We start from the raw sequence: 20,358 nt of genomic DNA on the forward strand, positions 1-20,358 counted from the left end.
CAGGTGTATTCGGTGGTTCATTGTTCAGCGCAATGCACGGTTCTTTGGTAACTTCCAGCTTAGTACGTGAAACAACTGAAACAGAATCTCAGAACTACGGTTACAAATTCGGTCAAGAAGAAGAAACTTACAACATCGTAGCAGCTCACGGCTACTTCGGTCGTTTAATCTTCCAATATGCGTCATTCAACAACAGCCGTTCCTTACACTTCTTCCTAGGAGCATGGCCAGTAGTAGGTATTTGGTTCACCGCTCTAGGTGTATCAACAATGGCCTTCAACTTGAATGGTTTCAACTTCAACCAGTCTATCATTGATTCTAGTGGTCGTGTAGTAAATACATGGGCAGACATCATCAACCGCGCGAACTTAGGTATGGAAGTAATGCACGAGCGTAACGCTCACAACTTCCCATTAGATTTGGCGGCTGTAGAAGCTCCTTCTATCAATGGTTAATTTCTAGTTGATTGATTGAATTAAAAAAAGTCCTCTATTTGGAGGGCTTTTTTTTTGGTTAAAAGAAAGTTTAATGAGGGATGGATAACATTATTGCTTACTCTCAAAATCCCTTTTAACCTTTTCTTCCCTTCTGCCTTCTGCCTTTCTTCTAAAAGAGGAGTAAATTCAGGATTAATAGCTTTAGGTATTCTTAGTAGTAAAATTGTTTGAGCTTTTCAACCTCCTGATTTGAGGAAAGATGTTGAATTTTCTAGTTTTTTCGAGCCACAATTTCTGATTTGTTTTGTTTTTTTTACTTCCACTAGGAAATTAAGTTTAATTAATTATTTATTTTTCTATATTATTTAGTAGTTTTTTTTGCGAATAATTAACTTCATCAAAATCAGTTAGATAAATTTATTGAAAGTTTGTCAAACAAAAATTATCATAAAATTTGTTACTCTTTGTTATTTACTGTCTACATGATGTCTATAATTGGGTAGATGCGGAGTGTCTTGTAAAAGATTATTCCAATACACTTTTTTTTCCTTCTTCCTTCTTCCTTCTTCCTTCTTCCTTCTTCCTTCTTCAAGCTCAAAGAGATTATTTAATTATTAAAACTAAGTTCTTAAGCCAAGATTGGTTTCTAGAAATCTAACTTCAATATTTGCAATTTGTTTGCCTATATCGTGAAAACCACTTAATTTTTTGATGTCATTGACATCATTTTCAGATTCTATATTCGCGAAAACACTGAGTTGATTTAGAGCAGAATTTTTATCACTATTTTCGAGATAGTTATCTAGTAAAATTTGAAAATGTGCCATCAGCATTTTATTTGTTGTACATCGAATAATATCTTTGAGGTTGTCTACTGAAAGTTGCTGATTATGGTTATTGGGATCGATTTTAAACTCCTCGCAGATTTGCTCAATAACTATTTCTTGAATATTCATTTTTATTTCTCCTTAATAATTGAGTTATTTGACTCAGATAGATAAAAATAGATAAAAAAAAGAGATTCAGTTTCTCAATTTACTGGTGAGTGAAGATACTTTTACCCTTATTTAACCTATTATTTGTATGATAGCCAAGGCTAGCAATGGATGTCAAGTATTTGTCTAGATAAACAAGTATAATTCTTAAACTCCGTATCCCCTGTTAAAATAAAATTTAGCAATGGCTAGCAAAGGTTAAAGGTATGAAGAAACTAAGACCGAGAAACTCTGATGGGACATTTAAAGAAGACCCTGAAGCCTTGACTAAAAAATCTATAGGTCTGAGGATTAGTAAAAAGAAGATGCCCAAATTAGAGAAAGTTGCGAAACAGAGCGGAAAGTCTACAACAGAAATTTGTAGACTGATTATTGAGGAATGGCTTGATTCTCTTGAGTCTAAAGATGAGCAAAAAAAATCTATGATTTCTGAGGGAAAGTTACTGGCCTGATTGGAGATTATTTGTCCAATCAGGTAAATCAACCTCTCTCTTCAAAATATAGTCCTACAAAACTTCACAAACAAAGAGCTTTAGAACTTTATAGTGATGGGCTTAATTATCAGGATATAGCTGAAAAATTAGAGTTTGAGGGTTATAGAAATCGTAAGAATAACCCTTTTAGCCCTACTTCAATTAGGAAATGGATTAAAGATAGCAGTTAGTAATTGAGTTGTACTAACCATACTTTCAACAATTAATTATTAATTATTAATTATTAATTATTACCTCTCCTTGAAAAGAAGAGGATTGACTAATAATGAAAATTTTTTCTCTCTTGGTCGATGGTGGGACAGCGAGGAGACCTCGCCATCCCACCCTACGGGAAGCTGCGAAGATAGAACTCCGTTCCGCTGTCGCGTTTCGCGTCAGCGTTGCGTTACGCCAGTTTTGCGAAGCAAAAGCAAACGACCGCTTGTTTCTCTTTTAAAAGAGAGGCTTTAAACCTTAATTATTCCGTAAAAGAAATAACTGAAGTGCAACTAAAAGTTTTATTATATTCTAATAATTATTTAGGCCGAACATGATATAGAAATCTGTGCAATACCTGTAAAATTTTGTGGAGCATTCCGTCAGGAAACGCTTTTTAATTTACACGAAAAAATCTAAAATTCTTCCCGAAATTAAGCTGTATCATCATTAATTAATATATTTTTATACAATCGTATATTAAAGACTTCTATAGGAATTGCCATGACTACTCTTGACTTATGAAATATCTAAAACAACGGAATATTAATAATTAACTTTCCTTCTTCTTACTTCTTCCTTATGCTATAACGTAAGCATTCAGCTAGCTTGCGGTCAGCTATTAATTGTTTCACAAATAATAAATATACACTCTAAAATCAAGGTCAGTTTTTTCCAATACTTTTAATTTTACTTAGGGCTTGCTGATTAAATCGAAAAGTATTTACAGATAAAGGTTTTAGCCTTTTTGGAGCCTTTAAAAAGTGCCTGGTTTTCAGCTCTTAATGCTCAAAAAGGAACGTATTTTAAGCAATATTTGGGCAGAAAAATCCCAAATTGACAATTGTTACTCCTAGCTCCTCGCTCATTCCCATTTCTCCTGTCTCCCCCTCCCCTCCACGGTCGGGCCTCGCGGGTGGGTTGTCTTCCCCTCCTGGGAGAGACCCGCGGGTGGGTTGTCTCCGACCCTCACCCATAAGACTTTTTCAGCAAACCCTACTTAAATATATCAATACTAATTTCTGATATAAAGGCAATTGAATGCAGACGCTATAACTGATAACTGAATTGACATAGGTTCAAATTTTTTGCTAAATCAAAAACAACTAATTAACCTAATAAATTTTACTTTATAGGCAACAATATTTCAAATTCAGTTCCTACTCCTGGAGTTGAATTAATATGTAACTTTCCCTGATGGTTATCAACAACAATTTGATAACTAATTGCCAGCCCTAAACCAGTACCTTTACCTACAGCTTTTGTAGTAAAAAATCTATCAAAAATTTGCTTTTGAATTTCGTAGGGAATACCAGGACCATTATCAACGATACGAATTGAGAGCCAACCATAAATTGCTTGAGTTTCTTTAGTAGGAATCACACTACCTTTCACTTCATAAATAGAATTTAATTCTATGTCATTAGCAGATTTATCCACATTTTGAGCTGTATTTTTAGATAAACTTTTAACTTCAGTATGAATCCATATTTTACCAGTTCTACTATCAGTTTCTTTTTCTTGATATTCTTCTAGAGCATCAAGAGCATTCGTAATCAAGTTCATAAAAACTTGACTAACTTGACCAGAATGACACAAAATCAACGGTAAATCCCCATAATTTTTAATAATTTCAACTCCACTAATCTTCCAACGATTCTTTAAAATTAATAGAGTACCATCCAAACATTCATTAATATTTGTTTCTTTGTGTTTAGTACCTTCCATGTGAGAAAAATTGCGGAGACTACTAACCAGTTGCATCATCCGGTCAGCCGAAATTTCTATACTATTCATCATCTCCAAATAATCCTGTTTAACAAATTCAAAATCAATATCTTCTTTTAAATCTTCAACTTCTTTTATCGGTTCAGGAATATTTTTATCATAAGTATTAATCAATTTAAGAAAGTCTTGATAATAACCAGACATAAACTTAGAATTACCTGCCACACAATTAATTGGATTTCTCAATTCATGGGCTAAACCTGCCACCATTTGCCCTAACATTACAAGTTTCTCAGTTTGAATTAGTTGTGCTTGAGTTTGTTTCTGTAATAAATCTTTAGCAAGTTGATGAATATAAGATTGGGCAATCAGTAACTTTTGAGTTTCTAAGACTTGATAATCTTCTGGAGAATTTTCTACAATAACTGGTTCATAAATAAATTCTTGAGGTCTCTTTACTGCTTTATCAGCAGCATCCACAATAGGTGTATCTCCTGGGAAGATTAATAATTCATACTTAATAAAGTCGTATAAGACCTTAACAGAACGATTTAAAAAAATTTCTCTTCCATATTGGCGGCTCAACGTTTTGATAAATTGCTGTTGAGAAATCATACCAATGAATCTACCAGAACTTGTTAAAATAATACCTGGAAGTAGAGGATTTTCTTCAAAAAATTTAGCTAATCTAATTCCTGATTCATCAATTTCAACTCGGATACTATGAAGTGGTAAATCTTTTACAGTGGAGCCTAAATCAAGATGGTTATTTAAGTAAGGAAACATAGGTAGTAAAGAATAATTCATGACTATTGTAAAATTTGAGTAATTTGTTCTGAAATCCTTTTAGCTAAGATGCCGAACTAATTCAAATACACTTCTAGATGAAGCAATAACTGGTAAATCTTGATGGTTTTCTGATGCCCAAATTATTTACATTAATTCACTAAAAGCATTACCAAATCAGTAATTATTAACTGAGGATAAAAAACCTGAATTTGCTCCTAACCCTGTTTAGCATTGCTGACCTCTATCACCTTGAAACCAAGTAGACAATTTCTGAGTCAGAATATCCCAAAATTGCTTTTCAGTTTATGGAATAAAATATTTAGTTTGTCTTGAGGTTCCAATCAAATATGCCGTTGCCTGTTTTTTGAAGAGCTAATTGCCAAGATTCTTGAATATTCTGGTCTACAGATATAAACATATTTTACAAAAATTATAAACTATGTATTTTTGTATTTTACTTCAAATTCAGTATTTATACTAGGCTAACATCTAAAATTTCTAAGTTTATTGATAGTTTTCATCATATCCTTAACCTTTCCTTTACCTAAAAATAATCTTGATCTTTATTTTTATCAAATTATCTTGAGCTATTTATCTCTACATAATTATCCATAAAAATTTATTTATATATGATAATCTCAGACAATTTATAGCTATTTTCAATAAAAAAAAGTATTAGATATCTCTAAATATAAATGAATATTATTAGCTAAATAGTATTGATTATTAATAAAATTATTTAGAGTTACTTAATTCGCAAAATAGAGTAATATCAAATCAGTTTAATTCGGTAAAAAAAAATGTTCCATCTTCAACCATTACCAAATAATTAATAATTAATAATTAAATAATTCGCGCCTTGAAGCCTCTCCTTTTAAGGGGAAAAAAAGGAGTCGTTTGCTTCGCAACGCTGTCGCGTTTCGCGTCAGCGGAACGGAGTTCTCTCTTCGTAGCTTCCCGCAGGGTGGGATGGCTCCGAAACCTGCGCCATATCCAATCGACCAAGAAAAGAAAATATTCCTGATATTCAATTCCGTAACGGTTAAAACCCGAGGTAATTATCAATTATCAATTAATGAACAAATATCTCCCCATCTGCCCATCTCCCCATCTAATTACACCGATGCTACCGGATTTGATATAAGATTTCTTGTTTGCACCAGCTACATCAAATACTTCTTAAGAAAAAATTTTGCCATTGTGTTTTCCATAAGTAATACCTAAGATTTGACTTTTGACTTCTTTTTTTTAAATTTTGGCTCAGATGAGTAATCTCAACAATTAGATTTAAGATTCATACTAAATCCGGTTTCGATCGACACTATAGTGCTTAAAGGTAAAGGGTCAGCAGCAAATTCAGATGCTAACCCTAATTTATTCCTATCTAGAAAGGTTTGGCTCCAAACCTGCTATTTTTTGTCAATTCTATTGTAACAATGACAAATATTTTTTATCAATTTAATAAGGGTAAATATATTACCTCTTACCCAGGGAAAACTCAATTTAGACAACTACAAAGATATCCAATTGGCATCTTTGATAGTGGTGTGGGTGGAATTGGTGTCTTAAAAGAATCATATCGCCAACTCTCCAGAGAGACCTTTATATATTTTGCCGATACAGCACGACTCCCCTATGGTACAAAATCTCAGACAGATATCGTAAGATTTGTACGTCAAGTGCTAACATGGATGCAAAATCAAGGCGTAAAAATGGCGATCGTTGCCTGCAATACTGCTACTGCTGCAGCAATAGATCGAGTAGCAGTTGAATACAATTTTCCCATTATTGGTATGATTGAACCTGGTGCAAATACAGTTGTCAACAGAGGTAGCAAAAAAATAGGTGTCATCGCCACTCGACAGACAGTCAACAGCAATGCTTATCTGAATACTATTCTTAAATTAGATCCTTCAGTTTTGGTATTTCAAGTAGGAGCACCTGCTTTAGTACCATTAATTGAAGAAGGTCGCATTAATGATGTGTATACTTTTGAAGTAGTGCGACAATATCTTGAATCCCTAATTGTACAACAGATAGATACCCTGATCTTAGGTTGTACTCACTATCCCCATCTACTTCATTTCTTTAGACAAATTTTAGGTAATTCAGTCCAAATAGTAGACCCTGCCATCGCTGTTGTTAGCACTGCTGCTCGGGAGCTTCAACGTTTGGGGATATCAAGCGATCGCCCTCCGCACTGTACTAACTTCTATGTCAGTGGTAACCCAGAAGAATTTGCCAAAAAGGTGCAACTATTTCTGGGTTTTACTCCGACAGTAGAGCAAGTTTGTTTAGAAGTGGAAAGAGTAAAAGTTCAATCTGAATCTGTAGCTTGACTTATATAGCAGGAAACAGACAACAGGGAACAGCTCATCTGTGGGAAAAGTATTTCTAATACTATTGAAGAAATAATTGATGTATCTAGTTAGGGAGTAGGGAATATAGGGAAATAATTGATTTAATTGTTGATTATTGGAGATGTATATTTATCTACTTACAGCACTTTTGAGGAAGCGTGAGGTACAGTTGAATACTAATCTCTATTCCCTATTCCCTCAACCCGTAAAACTTTGTACCTCTTGAAAATATCCTTTTTATTTGGCGCTATTTATGAGACTTAAATTGTATTCAGCAGCGTCAAATATTTTTTTTATAGTAAAGAAATAGTTGCTTAGGGCAATAGTCAAAGGTAAAACGAAACGGTTAACAGAAAATAGGGAATAAAAAATGTCCCAAGTATCTCTTTCCCTGCAATAGTAGAAAAAGGTGAGTTTGCGTAAGTCCTGTAATTAAGATTAATATCAGACACGCGCTTCAGCAACGCCTTTTAGACATTATTTCTATTTTGTCCCATTTTAATTTAGCCTTAATTAGTTGATTTGAATCAAGTTCAATTAGTTTATACGTATCAAAACTAGGCAAAAATATATCCTATCTATTCACAAATTGTATTTGTTATGCTAAACTCTTGTGGATAAATCTGGTCATTACTGAGGAAAAAAATTTATGGCTGATATTACAGTTTTAGTTCAGAACGTAGCTTCTGGAACAGATGAAAGTAGTGTATTCTTCTCCGAGATGTGGGTAGGATTTCAGGATGGAAACTTTGATCTTTTTAATTCAGCAAATCCAAGTGAAGCTGCTACTCCTGGTTTGGAAAGGTTAGCTGAAGATGCTATTATTGAACCAACACCTGACTTTGACACTACTTTATCTACTGAATTTGACGATAGTGGAGCTGGTACTGTTCAAGGAATAGTTCAAGGGCCAGTTCTTGAGGGGAGCGATTTTAGGAACTTTCGCCAAGGAGACATTGGTGTTGCCCAATTTACTGTGGATGAAGATGCTGACAGCAGTAGCTACTTTAGTTATGCTTCCATGATCCTGCCTAGTAATGATGCTTTCATTGGTAATGGCAATCCCGTTGCTTTTGAGATTTTTGATGAGGATGGTGATTTCTTAGGAGCTGATTTTGTTGTTGATGGACAGGGAGTTTGGGATGCAGGAACAGAACAAAATGACGAAGAACCTGACAATACAGCAGCGCTAGGTCAAACAGTTCCAGATACAGGAGTAGATGAAGATGGAACTGTTTTATTACACCCTGGTTTTATTGGCAGTGTGCGAGAAGGTAGCGACGAAGAAGGGAATATTTTACAAGCACGTCCTGACGCTGATTTCACAACAGAAGATGATGGTGAAGGTAATGAAATAGCGCGCATCAGTGTTTTACAAAATACGGTAGGTAGTTCTGACAGCGAGCTTATCAACGGTTTCGAGACAGAGGATTTTCTCTCCGGTCTTGGAGGTGATGATACTTTAAATGGTCTTGGTGGAAGAGACTGGTTAGTTGGTGGTGGAGGTAACGACCTGCTCAGAGGTGGTGATGACGATGATATTTTGGCAGGTCGGATTGGAAACGATATTCTACTTGGCGGTGATGGTGATGATATTTTAAGTGGTGGTCAAGGTCGCGATCGCATCAATGGTGGTGCTGGTAACGATACTTTAACTGGTGGTGCGAGTATTGACCGCTTTATCTTCAACACTAATGATACATTTTCGACGGATGATTTAGGTATAGATACAATTACTGATTTCAATCAAGGGCAAGACTTGATACTCCTTGACCTGAGTACTTTTGCTGCTATCACAAGTGATGCTGGAGAAGGATTTAGTGTTGATGGCGAATTTGCTGTGGTTGAATCGGATGAAGCTGCTGCTACTTCTGAAGCTTTAATTGTTCACAGTACAGAAGCTGGTAATTTGTTCTATAATCCAAATGGCGCTGCAGAAGGTTTTGGTAACGGTGCTCAATTTGCTAATGTACTTCCTGCTTTAACTGCAGACGACTTTGTTTTGCGAGCTTAGTTCCCATTTGTTCCTAACTTATAAGCAATGCTAGAGGGCAGGTTTTTAGAACTCGATCGCGCTTAAGTTAAAGCTTTCGGTTCAACCTGCCCCTACATTTTTTGGCGTTGCTGAATTGAAGTATGAATGCGCGATTGTTTGGTTCTGGTCCACGCCCCCGCGCATCCCCCATTCAACAAAAAGCGCAGCATCCTCTGGCTTCCCATCGTTCAAAAGCGCAGCATCCTCTGGCTTCCCCCTTTCTAAGGGGGACGGGAGGGGGATTAAGGGGGACTTTTAGAGTTTTATTCCCCCCAAAATTGGGGGGCTAGGGGGGCTTGCATCATACCTAGAATCAGCAACGCCCATTTTTTTTAACCTTTACAGGACTTACGCATAAGGTACGAAAAATTAGGATTTGAGATTGCTTTCCTGTAGGTCGCTTGGGACGGAAATACTTTGTACTGCGTAAGTCCTATTTTAATTAGACCTACCTACTTACCTCTAAATTTAACTTTTGTTTATTCGTGTAATTTCAATCCAGAAAAAGGGTAGAAACAACTGTTTTGAGTACAATCAATAGCCCATATAATCCCCATTTTCTCTTGTTTAACCAACGTTCTCTACCACATCTAAGACACATATAATGGTTGCTGTTGTTGTTATCTTTTACCCACAAACAATTATTTTGGTTACATTCTTTTTGCATAATTTTTTTGTTCCTAAAATTAATCTGCAATTTCAGGATATCTAATTGTTATTTGACTTTACAGGTAGACTTTTTGACTTTACCCTAATTTTAATTAAGAGTAATTTGGGGTAATTTGAGGTAATTTGGGGTAAACAATTTACCCTTTTGTTAAAAAGCACATTTTCAGCTATACTCAATTAGGAACAAGTACCAATTGAGCTGATGGAAAACTATGAACAGTGGGGTAAATTTTTAATAACTATTGCTAACCAAGCTGATTTAAAGCGTGAAGATAGAGAATTTTTTTTAAAGAGATTTGACATAAAAAATAAAAATAATAATCTGACGGAAGAAGAATTTTATGATCAATTCCTTAATAATTACTCGAAAGAAACACTTGCGTACTACAGAAAAGCAGTTTTTCGTAAATTAAAAATTATTTGTAAAGATATAGACCACGATAAAAAAGGTAAATCTAAACAAATTTTCAATTGGCTGGAAAGAGAATATAAAACTTGGTATACTGAACAAAAAAATCCCGATATTTTAACAGAATCTCAACAGGAACTTGACTCTCCTAAATACCCCAATGTTTCAACAGAATCTCAACAACAAGTTTCTAATCCATTTATTCCATTGACAGGAATTATAGATAATCCAAAATTATTTTTTAATAGAGAGCTAGAAATTAAAAGAATTTTTGAGGTACTTAATAGTGGTAGTAGTGTTGCTATTATTGGTGAGAGTGGAGTGGGAAAGTCTTCTCTGTTGAAGGCGATCGCTCAAAAAGCTAGTCAATATCTCAGGCAACCTAGAAAATCAATTTATATAGATTTGCAGCATATTCATAGTGATAATGATTTTTATACAGCACTTTGTGATGAAATTGGTATTGAAAAGTGTAGCGGTTATAAATTAAATAGAAATATCAAGAAATATCGAATTTTACTATTGCTTGATGTGGTAGAAAATATGAGTTATGACTGGTTTACCAATCAACTTCGTGGTCAGTTACGAGGATTAGCAAGTGATACAGTTCCTCCTTTACGTTTGGTAGTTGCTGCTTCTAAACCACTGGATATTTTATTTCCATATAGTGGGGATAAAACTTCTCCATTTAAAAATATTTACACTCCAGAAACTTTGGAACCCTGGAATGAGGAAACTATTTGTGCTTTTATTGAAAGTCGCCTTCAGACTGATTTTTTGGAGCCAGAATATCAAGAAATTAAGTTTAGTGAGGATGAGATTTCAGAGATTATTAAAACAAGTGGTGGCTATCCTGGTAAAGTGATGCGTCTATGTTATGAACAATTCGAGAGGAAAAAGCTATAGCAGTTCTTTAATCTATGAGGTATAGTTTCAACTATTCTTTATTCCCTATTCTCTCCTATAATAACAAAAATGACTATATTCCTTGATGACGAAAAAATAAGGTTTCAAGCCTCCCCTTTCAAAGGGATGAAAAAAAATAAACTTCAATATTTCAAGCCTCTGACTTTAACTAGAGTTACTGATAACTGATAACTGATAACTGATAACTGAAATGGGGTCGCTTGGCTACAACTTCAGCTTTATTTGAACCTTATCGTAATCCTGTAACTCCTGATGAAATTGATAGTTGTCTTCTCAAATTACTAGAAGTTAAAGGAGAAATTAAACGGGAAGCTAACCGAAATAACACTCGTATTTCTATGGATAATTATCCGAAATTATGGATATTAATTCCTACAGCTTCTCAGAAAATATTAGATGGATTTAGAGCTATATTAGATGAAGAAAACTGGTGTTCGGGAATTTACTTTTTAGGAGAATATTTCCGCACAGCAATAGTAGTGATTCATCAATTACCAAGAATACCAGAAACAATATGGCTGAGAATATTAGGTAGGGAAAAAGTTCAGTCTCAAGCCATTGATGAATTAGAAGCATTACCCAAGGATAATCCCTACCGTGAAAATACTTTATTGTTATTAGCAGATTTGCTGAGTAATATAGAAGTAAATCCAGATAAAAGTCCAGAAGATAGGGAGTTAATTATGAGATTATCACCACTTTTTTCCCAACGTTTAGAAGAGGCTATTCAGTCGGGAAGACAACAAGGAATACGACAAATGATTGAAAACTTACTTGTATTTCGCTTTGGTCAATTAGATGACCAGCTAGAGGTAATTATTGAACAGATTATGGAGTTGGAAAAAGAAGATTTGAATAGGCTAATTTTACAGTTATCTAACTTATCTCGTGACGAATTATTAGCTAGATTTGGAGGAGAAAAATGAGATTATCACCACTTTTTACTCAACCTTTAGAAGAGGCTAATCAGTTGGAAAAACAAGAAGGAAAACAACAAGGTATACAACGAGGTATACAACTAGATATACAACTAAGAAGACAAAAAGGGTATCAAGAAATGCTCGAAAGCTTGCTTGTATTTCGCTTTGGCAAATTAGATAGTCAACTAGAGGTAATTCTTGAACAGATTATGGAGTTGCCAAAAGAAGATTTTAACAGGACAATTTTACAGTTATCTCACTTATCTCGTGACGAATTATTAGCAAGATTTGGAGGTGAAAATTGATGAAATTATAGTAATAATGTGGCAGGGACGTTCCATGGAACGTCCCTACAGAGTTATCATTTTTTTAATGTGGTTCATTATTATCGAACAATTAATAATTAAATAATTCAGGTTAAAAGCCTCCCCTCGACCAAGAGAAAATAAATTTTTTCCTTTTAGTAAATCCTCTTCCTTTCAGCAAGCCCTAATTATCAATTATTAATTATCAATTATCCATTATCCATTATGAAGTTGTCTTACGAAACTGAGGATATTTTAGCTGAATTTGACTACAATTTCAAAAGAGCAAGATTATCTTTGCCTACATCAAGTCGGCAACTGGAACGTTTGCCTGAGTTACGTCAGCGAATAGAGGATGTTTGAAAAGTTGTTTAATACTGAATTTTGCCCCCCGAGCAAGCCAATTATGGGGGGAACAAGAATCTATTAGCTGGTAAAAGTCTCCCAATTTTGGGGGATTTAGGGGGCGAGTGATGTAGCATAAGGGACTTCTCAGACAACCTCTTAGAAGTTGCTCGTTACTGTCAATGTCAGCTCAGAATTGAATATCCTTTGAGTGTGAATGAAAGGTTAAAGGGTAATCTTGATTACTTGCTACAATCTAATTCTCAACTGTTAGTAATTGAGGCAAAATATGAGGATATGACGCGAAGTTTTACGCAGTTAGCTGTGGAATTAATTGCATTATCTGAATGGGAACCGGAGCAAGATTTAATTTTTGGTTGTGTGACTATGGAGGAGCTTTGGATATTTGGTATTTTGGATAAAAAACAACGTTTAATTCAGCAAAATATTGATTCTTTGAGAGTTCCTGGGGATGTGGAGGTTTTGGTTGATGTGCTGGTGGGAATTTTGGAATAAAAGTAGTTCTGTCATTGCGTTAGCGCAGCTTTGCGATAGCAAACGGCAGCGTTAGCGCAGCATTCCGTCAGGAAAGCAATCTCAAACTCCCAAAAAAATGTAATTCTGTCATTGCGAGCGGCAGCGAGGCAATCTCTCGATACCTCTGAGATTGCTTCCTTCCACTCCGTTCCAGTCGCAATGACTATAATAACAAATTATCCAGATTTGATATAAGTCTTATTCTCAGGACTTACGCAAAGGCACTATTTATAGAGTCCATTAACTATTGTCCAATAGTTGTGAGCGCTATATATAGCATATCTGCATAAGTCCTAATCCAAATAGATTCGATAAACAATAATGAAAAAAAACAACGACTCTGTTCCCCGTCTCGATCTAGCGCCACAACTGAAGCGTCCCCTCTCTATTTGGAATCCTTTGGATTATTTGCGGTTGTTGTATTGGGTGTTTTTCTTTCCCCAGGCGGTGCGGTGGTATGTGGAAAATTACGGGGGGGGAGAAGGTTTAGCGGAACAAACAACCTGGCAAAGCAAGCTAGAATTTCTGCGCCAGCATCCTAACCTGTTGAAATTATTATTTCAGGGATTAATTTTGACTGTTTGTGTTCCTTATTTGATTTGTGGATTGCTTGAGCAGATAGGTTTTATGATTGATTGGGAAGGCGTGGCGCTTGGTGTGGCCTTTGGCCTGGCAGGAGGCGTTGCGTCAGGTGTGGCGTTTGGCGTTGCGTCAGGCGTGGCGCTTGGTGTGGCCTTTAGCCTGGCAGGAGGTGTGACAGGAGGTGTGGCGCTCGGCGTGGTGTTTGGCGTTGCGTCAGGCATGGTGGGAGGTGTGGCAGTCCGCGTAGCGCGAGTCATGGTAATTTGCGTAGTGATAGGTGTGTTATCTGGTGTGGCATCTGGTGTGGCATTTGGTGTGGCATCTGGTGTGGCGCTCTGCGTGGCGAGTTGGCATCCAGAAAACTGGTTAATTGGTGTACCACTCAACTCGATCTCAATTCAGAATCGTAGTTTTCTCCTACCTAGAATCACCCCTATTCCTTTACCCTTACTAACAACTCACTTAAAATTTTGGTTGAGAAAAGATTGGCAACTAGGTCTAGAAAACATCGATCAACTCTTAAGATATAGCCTACAGTTTATTCCAATAGTTAATGCTTTTAATCAGGTGCTAGCAGAAACTCCCCCAGAACAGATGATTTATCGAATTTCTCAGGTAGCAGAAAATCCTTATGATTGGAAACTTGTAAAATTTGCCTCTACATCTCTAGTAGAAGGGTTTAAATTAGAGTTTTTTAAAGGATTAAGTATTGTTTTCCGCCTTCCAAAAGTCTCATCAGCACCGACTCGCTTAGATACTCCATCCCGTGCAATAGCTGCAGGTTTCTGGCATCTCCACGAGAAAGAAGCCGAAGAAGCAACAGCAGCATTTGAGAAAGTACGCTCTCTCCTCTACGGCGAAGAAATGTTCCTTTTAGCTCAAACCCTAACTCAGTTTCAAACAGCAACATCTCCTGATGCCATTGCCGAAATACAAATTCCCAACTTTCCACCCGGACCTCATCTACGCCCTACAACCTGGGAAGCGCTCAAAGGTTTGCGTCGCGTTGTTGAAGATACGCAACTTATTGTAAAAGCTACCTCAAGGCCAGCTCGTGCATTTGCCCTTGCCAGAGCTATAGGTAAATTAAAAGAAATCCTAGATAATGCTGATGCACTTCCCCAAGCAGAAAGAGGTTTAATTGTCGATATTGCTCAAACTTGGCAAAAAGCTTTAGAAACCATTGCCAACAATGTCGGAGATATATCTATTACTAAACCCGTAAAAAATCCTTATGTCATTGGCGACCCAGTAGAGAGTGACTTATTTGTAGGTCGGGAAGATATTATGAGAGAGCTTGAGGAACTGTGGGTTATGAATTCTCACAAGCAGTCTGTTGTTCTCTACGGTCATCGTCGCATGGGAAAAACATCTATTCTGCGGAATGTTGCTAACTATTCCGGTTCAGATATTCAAGTTGTTTATGTCAACCTCCAAAATTTAGCAGCTATTTCCGAGGGAATGGGTGAGGTATTTTTAGCAATAGGTGATGAAATTTCAGTAGCTCTCAACTTTCCCCCACCCGACACAGAGGAACTCCTGAGATTTCCCCAACGAACTTTTAAGCTCTACTTACAACAGGCAATTCAAAAATTAGAGAACAAAGGCTTAATTATTGCCCTGGATGAGTTTGAAACCATTGAAGAACTAATTGATGCACAACAACTCCCCCTTAACTTCATGGCAGTATTACGGGGGTTCGTGCAGATGAGTCCGAAAATTGCCTTTGCCTTCGCCGGGTTGCACACTCTTGAAGAAATGACAGAAGATTACTTTCAGCCATTTTTTGCCAGCGTTATTCCCATCCGCGTCGGTTTTTTGAATAGAGCAACAACCAGGCAACTCCTTGCTAACCCAAACCCAGACTTCCTGCTAACCTACGAACCAGAAGCAATAGACCGCATCTACGACCTAACATTCGGACAACCCTACCTAGTACAACTACTGGGATTTTTACTTGTCCGTCGCTACAACGACCAAACGTTTGAACAGGGAAAACCACGAGAACCTATTTTTACTGTTGCAGATGTGGAAGCCATTATTCATCAAAATGAACTATTCCAGAATGGGCGTTATTATTTCACAGGAGTTTGGGGTCAAGCGGCTCAAGATGCACCGGGACAGCAAGAAATTCTTAGAGCTTTAGCTGACTATCCAGAAGGTTGTAGTCGTGCCACTATCCAGGAAATTACAGGTTTAGAAGAAAGTATATTAAATGATGCACTTGAAACTCTTGCTCGCCACGATGTCATTATTGAAACTGAGGGAAATTTGCGGTTTGCAGTGGAATTATTTCGGCGTTGGGTAGAGAGTCAGTAGGGGCGTTAATGATAGTTATGGGAAGCAAACGGCGGTTCGCTCGTGCATCCGTGAGGTACACATCTAGCGGGCAAGATGCCTGCACTACCAAAATTTTACACTTGTAAATCATTTGCCCGAAATATGCCGTATATCATCAACAGGGTTTACGCACGGACACTTAGGGCGTTTTTCTCCGCAACATATAAAGCGGAGCTTTGCGGAACGCAAATGCCATTCGCCCCTACAGATGGCGTTTTTAAGGTGAAGCATGGGTAAGTTCCGTGTAATTATTTTGGTCAAGAACAAAAATAGGGAGCATCTTGCTCCCACTGAGGGCGAATGCCATTCGCCCCTACATATGGCGTTTTTAAGGTGAAACATGGGTAAGTTCCGTGTAATTATTTTGGTCAAGAACAAAAATAGAGCATCTTGCTCCCTTGGTCGTATCTTGCTCCCACTGAGGGCGAATGCCATTCGCCCCTACAGATGGCGTTTTTAAGGTGAAACATGGGTAAGTTCCGTGTAATTATTTTGGTCAAGAACAAAAATAGTGGGAGCATCTTGCTCCCTTGGTCGTATCTTGCTCCCTTGGTCGTATCTTGCTTCCTTGGTCGTATCTTACTCCCTTGGTCGTATCTTGCTCCCTTGGTCGTATCTTGCTCCCTTGGTCGTATCTTGCTCCCTTGGTCGTATCTTGCTCCCTTGGTCGTATCTTGCTCCCTTGGTCGTATCTTGCTCCCACTGAGGGCGAATGCCATTCGCCCCTACATATGGCGTTTTTAAGGTGAAGCATGGGTAAGTTCCGTGTAATTATTTTGGTCAAGAACAAAAATAGTGGGAGCATCTTGCTCCCTTGGATGTAGGGTTTGCTCAGTTACGCTACCGCGCTTCACACCCTACCAATAGCTTTTCCTTCTTCCTTCTTCCTTCTTCCTTCTTCCTTCTGCTGCAACCTAAAAATCTAGCTGATCGCTCCGCCAATATGCTCTAACTAATTTAATTTCATTATAATTATAATGTTCTTGTAAATATTCATAAATAGGTTTTAATGCTCCATCTCCTATTTCTTCTATTGCAGCAATAATTTTTTCCTGATGTTCGGGTGTTACTAATTTATCAATATCTACTGGTTGCTCCTTTTCTATTAATTCAGCTAAATGACCAGTAACAGTACCAGAACTAATTCCTCTTTGATTGGCAATAGCATCAATACTTAATCCTTGTTTATGCAATTCTAATGTTTCTATTTGAGTAAAAGAAGGAACATTATCTACAACTTTTGCTAATTCTCGAATAGGTTCTGAATTAGTAGGTAAACCAGACTCTGCACAATAATTTCTAATAGCTTGAATAAACTTTTTTCCATACTTATCTTGTTTCCGACTACCTACTCCAGAAATATTCATAAATTCATCTAAAGTTTGAGGTCGTTTCTGTGCCATTTGTTGTAATGTTGTATCTTGAAAAACTACATAAGGAGGCACATTTTCTTCATCAGCAATTCGTTTCCGTAATGCCCGCAATTCTTCAAATAATCGTTGTTCATCTGCGGCTAAAGAAGTAGTAGTTTTTTCGATTTTACGTTTCTTTTCTATGGCAATTTCTACCTTTTTTCTTCGCCCCATTACATCCCAACTATTTTGATTAAGTTTTAACACTGAATAACCATCAGTTGTTTCATCCATTAAACCTTGATGTAAGAGAGATTTTGCTAAATGTTTCCATTCATCAGCACTTCTATCTTTACCAATAGCATAAGTAGAAAGTTTGTCATGTTTTTTATCTAAAACTTTCTGATTTTTAGAACCTCTTAAAACATCAATAATATGATTCATACCAAACCGTTCTTTAGTTCTCGCCACACAGGACAAAAACTTCATTGCTTCAATAGTCCAATCCTCTATTGGTTTAGGATATTTACAATTATCACAGTTTCCACAATTTTGGGGCAAATCTTCACCAAAATAGCCTAATAAAATTCGGTGGCGACATTCAGTAGCATCAGCATAATTAATAATTCTTCTTAACTGTTGTTCGGCAATTCTTTTTTCTTGCTCATCAGTTTTTTGAGCGATTAAATATTCAATACTTTTCTTATCCCCATAACTAAAAAATAGAGTACATTTAGCAGGTTCTCCATCTCGACCTGCTCTCCCAGTTTCCTGATAATAACTCTCGATATTTTTAGGCAGATCGTAATGAATTACAAATCTGACATCTGGCTTATTAATACCCATACCAAAAGCCACAGTTGCCACAATTACATCAATATCATCTCGAATAAATTTAGTTTGATTAATAGTTCTTTCTTCATCACTCATTCCAGCATGATAAGGTAATGCAGATACATGATTTTGTCGTAATTTATAAGCAATTTCATCAACTTTTTTTCGACTATTACAATAGACTATTCCAGAACCGCCAAGCTTTCTAATTATCTGCAATGTTTCAGCAAAAGTATTTTTAGCATTAGTTTTTTGACGGACTTCATAATATAAATTTGAACGGAAAAAACTGGCAATATGAATATAAGGTTGTTGTAAATTTAATTGAGCAATAATATCTCCCCGGACTCGTTTTGTCGCCGTAGCAGTTAAAGCCATCATCGGCACATTTGGATAACTTTCTCGTAACATTTGTAACTGTCGATATTCCGGGCGAAAATCGTGACCCCATTCTGAAACACAATGAGCTTCATCTATGGCAAAAGTAGAGATACCTTGTTGAGCATTAATTAACTCTAAAAATGGTAAAAATCTCTCTGACAATAATCTCTCTGGAGCAACATATAAAAGTTTGATTTTGCCCTGCATAATATCTGTTTCTCGTTTGCGAGTTTCTGTCAGTCCAAGACTGCTATTTAAAAATGTCGCAGCAATACCATTATCTTGTAAACTTGCTACTTGGTCTTGCATCAAAGAAATGAGAGGAGATACTACTATTGTTAAGCCTGGTTTGAGTAATGCTGGTAATTGAAAACATAAAGATTTTCCCCCACCAGTAGGCATAACAATTAACATATCTTTTTGTTGAAGTGCTGTTTCAATAATTTGTTTTTGCCCAGGGCGAAATGAATCATAACCAAAGTAATTTTTTAGATGTTTTTCTAAAGATGGTTGATTAAATTTTGCTTGGTTTTGCACCGACATAGTGATAATTAATTTAAAAATTTATTATATTGTAGGTTGGGTTAAGCACCAGCGCAACCCAACAAATCAGTTATCAGTTATCAGTCAAAGTTTTGAGCCTATAAAATCTTACTTTTGACTTTTGAATTTTAACTTCCGTAAAACGGTACAATGCCTGCTAAAGATATTTTTCATTAATTAGTTAGAACTGCTCTTGAGAATGAGGGTTGGATAATCACTCACCTGATAATTAATAATTAATAGTTAATAATTAATAATTGGACAATTCAGGTTTGAAGCCTCCCCTTTTAAGGGGATAAAATCAAAAAAATTCCTTAAGCGTCAATCCCCTTCTTTTAAGAAGGGATAATTATTAATTATTAATTGTTCATTGTTAATTGTTGAAGACCCCTATCGTATTGATTTAGGATTTGTTGATTTTTATATTGAGTTAGGTGCAGAAAAGTTAATTGCTGCAATAAAAGATGATGAAAAAATTGCTGTTGAAATCAAAACTTTTCTGGCAGCTTCAACAATTTCCGAATTTCATGTTGCAGTCGGACAATTTATTAACAGGACTTACGCAAAGACACTATTTATAGAGTCCAGTAACTATTGTCCAATAGTTACAAGTACTATATATAGCGTATCTGCGTAAGTCCTAATTAATTATCGTATTGCTTTGGAAGAACAGGAGGAAGAAAGACTGTTGTATTTAGCAGTTCCTTTAGAGGTTTATAAACCCTTTTTTAAGTATCCATTTATTCAAACTGTAATTAGCCGTAACCAAATTCCCTTAATTATTTATGATGTTGAAAAGGAGGCGATCGCTCAATGGATAAATTAGATTTATATCGTCAATTAATTCAGGAATTACTAACAGCAAGGGCTAAGTTGCGTTCTCCTAATGACCCTATCAAAAGTCAAACAGTTTTTGACCGCGAAGGAGACCACTATCAACTTGTTAATTTGGGGTGGAAAAATAACAACACCAGAATTTATGGTTGTGCTATTCATGTCGATATTATTGATGGAAAAATCTGGGTGCAATATGATGGGACTGAAGAAGCGATCGCCGACCAATTAATAGAAAAAGGAGTACCTGTGCAGGATATTGTTTTAGCGTATCATCCACCTAATCTGAGAAAATATACAGAATTTGCCCAAGGATAGCTGAAGTCAAAAGTCAGAAATTAAGTTGA

The 20,358-nt window shown here is 36.4% G+C and carries 17 protein-coding genes and 2 pseudogenes; 13 read left to right on the top strand and 6 right to left on the bottom strand.

Translation table 11 applies throughout. The features are described 5' to 3' along the window. A pseudogene (locus F6K15_RS22875) lies at window positions 1-455 on the top strand (photosystem II q(b) protein); the annotation flags it as partial. A gap of 602 nt (window positions 456-1,057) precedes the next feature. Here F6K15_RS22875 and F6K15_RS22880 read toward each other — a convergent pair. Further along, window positions 1,058-1,393 (bottom strand): hypothetical protein, encoded by a 336-nt coding sequence (locus tag F6K15_RS22880; RefSeq protein WP_293064773.1) that lies wholly within the window; start codon window positions 1,391-1,393, stop codon window positions 1,058-1,060. A gap of 245 nt (window positions 1,394-1,638) precedes the next feature. Here F6K15_RS22880 and F6K15_RS22885 point away from each other — a divergent pair, with 245 nt between their 5' ends. Together F6K15_RS22885 and F6K15_RS22890 are read left to right on the top strand one after the other, a co-directional pair. Then, the gene (locus F6K15_RS22885; RefSeq protein ID WP_293064776.1) at window positions 1,639-1,884 is read left to right on the top strand and encodes a hypothetical protein; all 246 of its coding nucleotides are present in this window, start codon (window positions 1,639-1,641) and stop codon (window positions 1,882-1,884) included. Window positions 1,885-1,895: 11 nt separating this feature from the next. After that, window positions 1,896-2,096 carry a recombinase family protein gene (locus F6K15_RS22890; protein WP_293064778.1) on the top strand — a complete coding sequence of 67 codons (201 nt, stop codon included), beginning with the start codon at window positions 1,896-1,898 and terminating at the stop codon, window positions 2,094-2,096. Between the two features lie 831 nt (window positions 2,097-2,927). Here the strand turns inward: F6K15_RS22890 and F6K15_RS22895 are convergent. Beyond that, entirely contained in the window at window positions 2,928-3,098 is a 171-nt protein-coding gene (locus F6K15_RS22895) for a hypothetical protein (RefSeq protein ID WP_293064780.1), read from the bottom strand. Window positions 3,099-3,246: 148 nt separating this feature from the next. Continuing rightward, window positions 3,247-4,656 carry an ATP-binding protein gene (locus F6K15_RS22900; RefSeq protein WP_293064783.1) on the bottom strand — a complete coding sequence of 470 codons (1,410 nt, stop codon included), beginning with the start codon at window positions 4,654-4,656 and terminating at the stop codon, window positions 3,247-3,249. Between the two features lie 1,418 nt (window positions 4,657-6,074). Between F6K15_RS22900 and murI the strand changes: the two genes are divergently transcribed. Both murI and F6K15_RS22910 read left to right on the top strand, forming a co-directional pair. After that, window positions 6,075-6,977 carry a glutamate racemase gene (murI, locus tag F6K15_RS22905; RefSeq protein WP_293064786.1) on the top strand — a complete coding sequence of 301 codons (903 nt, stop codon included), beginning with the start codon at window positions 6,075-6,077 and terminating at the stop codon, window positions 6,975-6,977. Window positions 6,978-7,647: 670 nt separating this feature from the next. Beyond that, window positions 7,648-9,012, top strand: a complete 1,365-nt coding sequence (locus tag F6K15_RS22910) for a spondin domain-containing protein (protein ID WP_293064789.1) — start codon at window positions 7,648-7,650, stop codon at window positions 9,010-9,012. A 514-nt stretch (window positions 9,013-9,526) separates the two neighbouring features. On the opposite strand, the gene F6K15_RS22915 is transcribed toward F6K15_RS22910, so the two are convergent. After that, a complete protein-coding gene (locus F6K15_RS22915; protein ID WP_293064792.1) occupies window positions 9,527-9,700 on the bottom strand; it encodes a hypothetical protein in 174 nt (57 codons plus the stop codon). Window positions 9,701-9,904: 204 nt separating this feature from the next. On the opposite strand from F6K15_RS22915, the gene F6K15_RS22920 reads away from it, so the two are divergent. The 6 genes from F6K15_RS22920 to F6K15_RS22945 all read left to right on the top strand — a co-directional run bounded on the left by F6K15_RS22920 (window position 9,905) and on the right by F6K15_RS22945 (window position 16,046). Further along, a complete protein-coding gene (locus tag F6K15_RS22920) occupies window positions 9,905-11,017 on the top strand; it encodes an AAA family ATPase (RefSeq protein ID WP_293064795.1) in 1,113 nt (370 codons plus the stop codon). A 221-nt stretch (window positions 11,018-11,238) separates the two neighbouring features. Next, window positions 11,239-11,964 (top strand): hypothetical protein, encoded by a 726-nt coding sequence (locus F6K15_RS22925; RefSeq protein ID WP_293064798.1) that lies wholly within the window; start codon window positions 11,239-11,241, stop codon window positions 11,962-11,964. After that, the gene (locus F6K15_RS22930) at window positions 11,961-12,263 is read left to right on the top strand and encodes a hypothetical protein (RefSeq protein WP_293064801.1); all 303 of its coding nucleotides are present in this window, start codon (window positions 11,961-11,963) and stop codon (window positions 12,261-12,263) included. The genes F6K15_RS22925 and F6K15_RS22930 overlap by 4 nt, the downstream gene beginning before the upstream one ends. 225 nt (window positions 12,264-12,488) lie before the next feature. Continuing rightward, window positions 12,489-12,626: a hypothetical protein gene (locus F6K15_RS22935; RefSeq protein WP_293064803.1), complete on the top strand. Its 138-nt coding sequence runs from the start codon at window positions 12,489-12,491 to the stop codon at window positions 12,624-12,626. Between the two features lie 195 nt (window positions 12,627-12,821). Next, on the top strand, window positions 12,822-13,124 hold the full coding sequence (locus tag F6K15_RS22940; protein ID WP_293064805.1) for a hypothetical protein: 303 nt from the start codon (window positions 12,822-12,824) through the stop codon (window positions 13,122-13,124). Between the two features lie 342 nt (window positions 13,125-13,466). Then, complete coding sequence (locus tag F6K15_RS22945) at window positions 13,467-16,046, top strand: ATP-binding protein (protein WP_293064807.1); 2,580 nt, start codon at window positions 13,467-13,469, stop codon at window positions 16,044-16,046. A 389-nt stretch (window positions 16,047-16,435) separates the two neighbouring features. Here F6K15_RS22945 and F6K15_RS22950 read toward each other — a convergent pair whose 3' ends face one another. Both F6K15_RS22950 and recQ read right to left on the bottom strand, forming a co-directional pair. Next, window positions 16,436-16,786 carry a hypothetical protein gene (locus tag F6K15_RS22950; protein ID WP_293064810.1) on the bottom strand — a complete coding sequence of 117 codons (351 nt, stop codon included), beginning with the start codon at window positions 16,784-16,786 and terminating at the stop codon, window positions 16,436-16,438. A gap of 195 nt (window positions 16,787-16,981) precedes the next feature. Then, window positions 16,982-19,177 (bottom strand): DNA helicase RecQ, encoded by a 2,196-nt coding sequence (gene recQ / locus F6K15_RS22955; RefSeq protein WP_293064813.1) that lies wholly within the window; start codon window positions 19,175-19,177, stop codon window positions 16,982-16,984. A gap of 370 nt (window positions 19,178-19,547) precedes the next feature. Here recQ and F6K15_RS22960 point away from each other — a divergent pair. Both F6K15_RS22960 and F6K15_RS22965 read left to right on the top strand, forming a co-directional pair. Further along, window positions 19,548-20,003 (top strand): annotated as a pseudogene (locus F6K15_RS22960) (element excision factor XisH family protein). Next, complete coding sequence (locus F6K15_RS22965; RefSeq protein WP_293064815.1) at window positions 19,991-20,329, top strand: XisI protein; 339 nt, start codon at window positions 19,991-19,993, stop codon at window positions 20,327-20,329. Before F6K15_RS22960 ends, F6K15_RS22965 begins: the two are co-directional and overlap by 13 nt. Window positions 20,330-20,358 lie beyond the last annotated feature (29 nt).

It is taken from the genome of Okeania sp. SIO2B3 (assembly GCF_010672525.1).
Classification (GTDB): Bacteria; Cyanobacteriota; Cyanobacteriia; order Cyanobacteriales; family Microcoleaceae; genus Okeania.

Bases quoted from the DNA above. Each gene is read 5' to 3' on its own strand.
- F6K15_RS22910 (WP_293064789.1), top strand. From the start codon at position 7,648: ATGGCTGATATTACAGTTTTAGTTCAGAACGTAGCTTCTGGAACAGAT.
- F6K15_RS22900 (WP_293064783.1), bottom strand. From the start codon at position 4,656: ATGAATTATTCTTTACTACCTATGTTTCCTTACTTAAATAACCATCTT.
- F6K15_RS22915 (WP_293064792.1), bottom strand. From the start codon at position 9,700: ATGCAAAAAGAATGTAACCAAAATAATTGTTTGTGGGTAAAAGATAAC.
- F6K15_RS22945 (WP_293064807.1), top strand. From the start codon at position 13,467: ATGAAAAAAAACAACGACTCTGTTCCCCGTCTCGATCTAGCGCCACAA.
- F6K15_RS22935 (WP_293064803.1), top strand. From the start codon at position 12,489: ATGAAGTTGTCTTACGAAACTGAGGATATTTTAGCTGAATTTGACTAC.
- F6K15_RS22895 (WP_293064780.1), bottom strand. From the start codon at position 3,098: ATGGGTGAGGGTCGGAGACAACCCACCCGCGGGTCTCTCCCAGGAGGG.
- F6K15_RS22930 (WP_293064801.1), top strand. From the start codon at position 11,961: ATGAGATTATCACCACTTTTTACTCAACCTTTAGAAGAGGCTAATCAG.
- F6K15_RS22885 (WP_293064776.1), top strand. From the start codon at position 1,639: ATGAAGAAACTAAGACCGAGAAACTCTGATGGGACATTTAAAGAAGAC.
- murI (WP_293064786.1), top strand. From the start codon at position 6,075: ATGACAAATATTTTTTATCAATTTAATAAGGGTAAATATATTACCTCT.
- F6K15_RS22880 (WP_293064773.1), bottom strand. From the start codon at position 1,393: ATGAATATTCAAGAAATAGTTATTGAGCAAATCTGCGAGGAGTTTAAA.
- recQ (WP_293064813.1), bottom strand. From the start codon at position 19,177: ATGTCGGTGCAAAACCAAGCAAAATTTAATCAACCATCTTTAGAAAAA.
- F6K15_RS22920 (WP_293064795.1), top strand. From the start codon at position 9,905: ATGGAAAACTATGAACAGTGGGGTAAATTTTTAATAACTATTGCTAAC.
- F6K15_RS22965 (WP_293064815.1), top strand. From the start codon at position 19,991: ATGGATAAATTAGATTTATATCGTCAATTAATTCAGGAATTACTAACA.
- F6K15_RS22950 (WP_293064810.1), bottom strand. From the start codon at position 16,786: ATGGCATTCGCCCTCAGTGGGAGCAAGATACGACCAAGGGAGCAAGAT.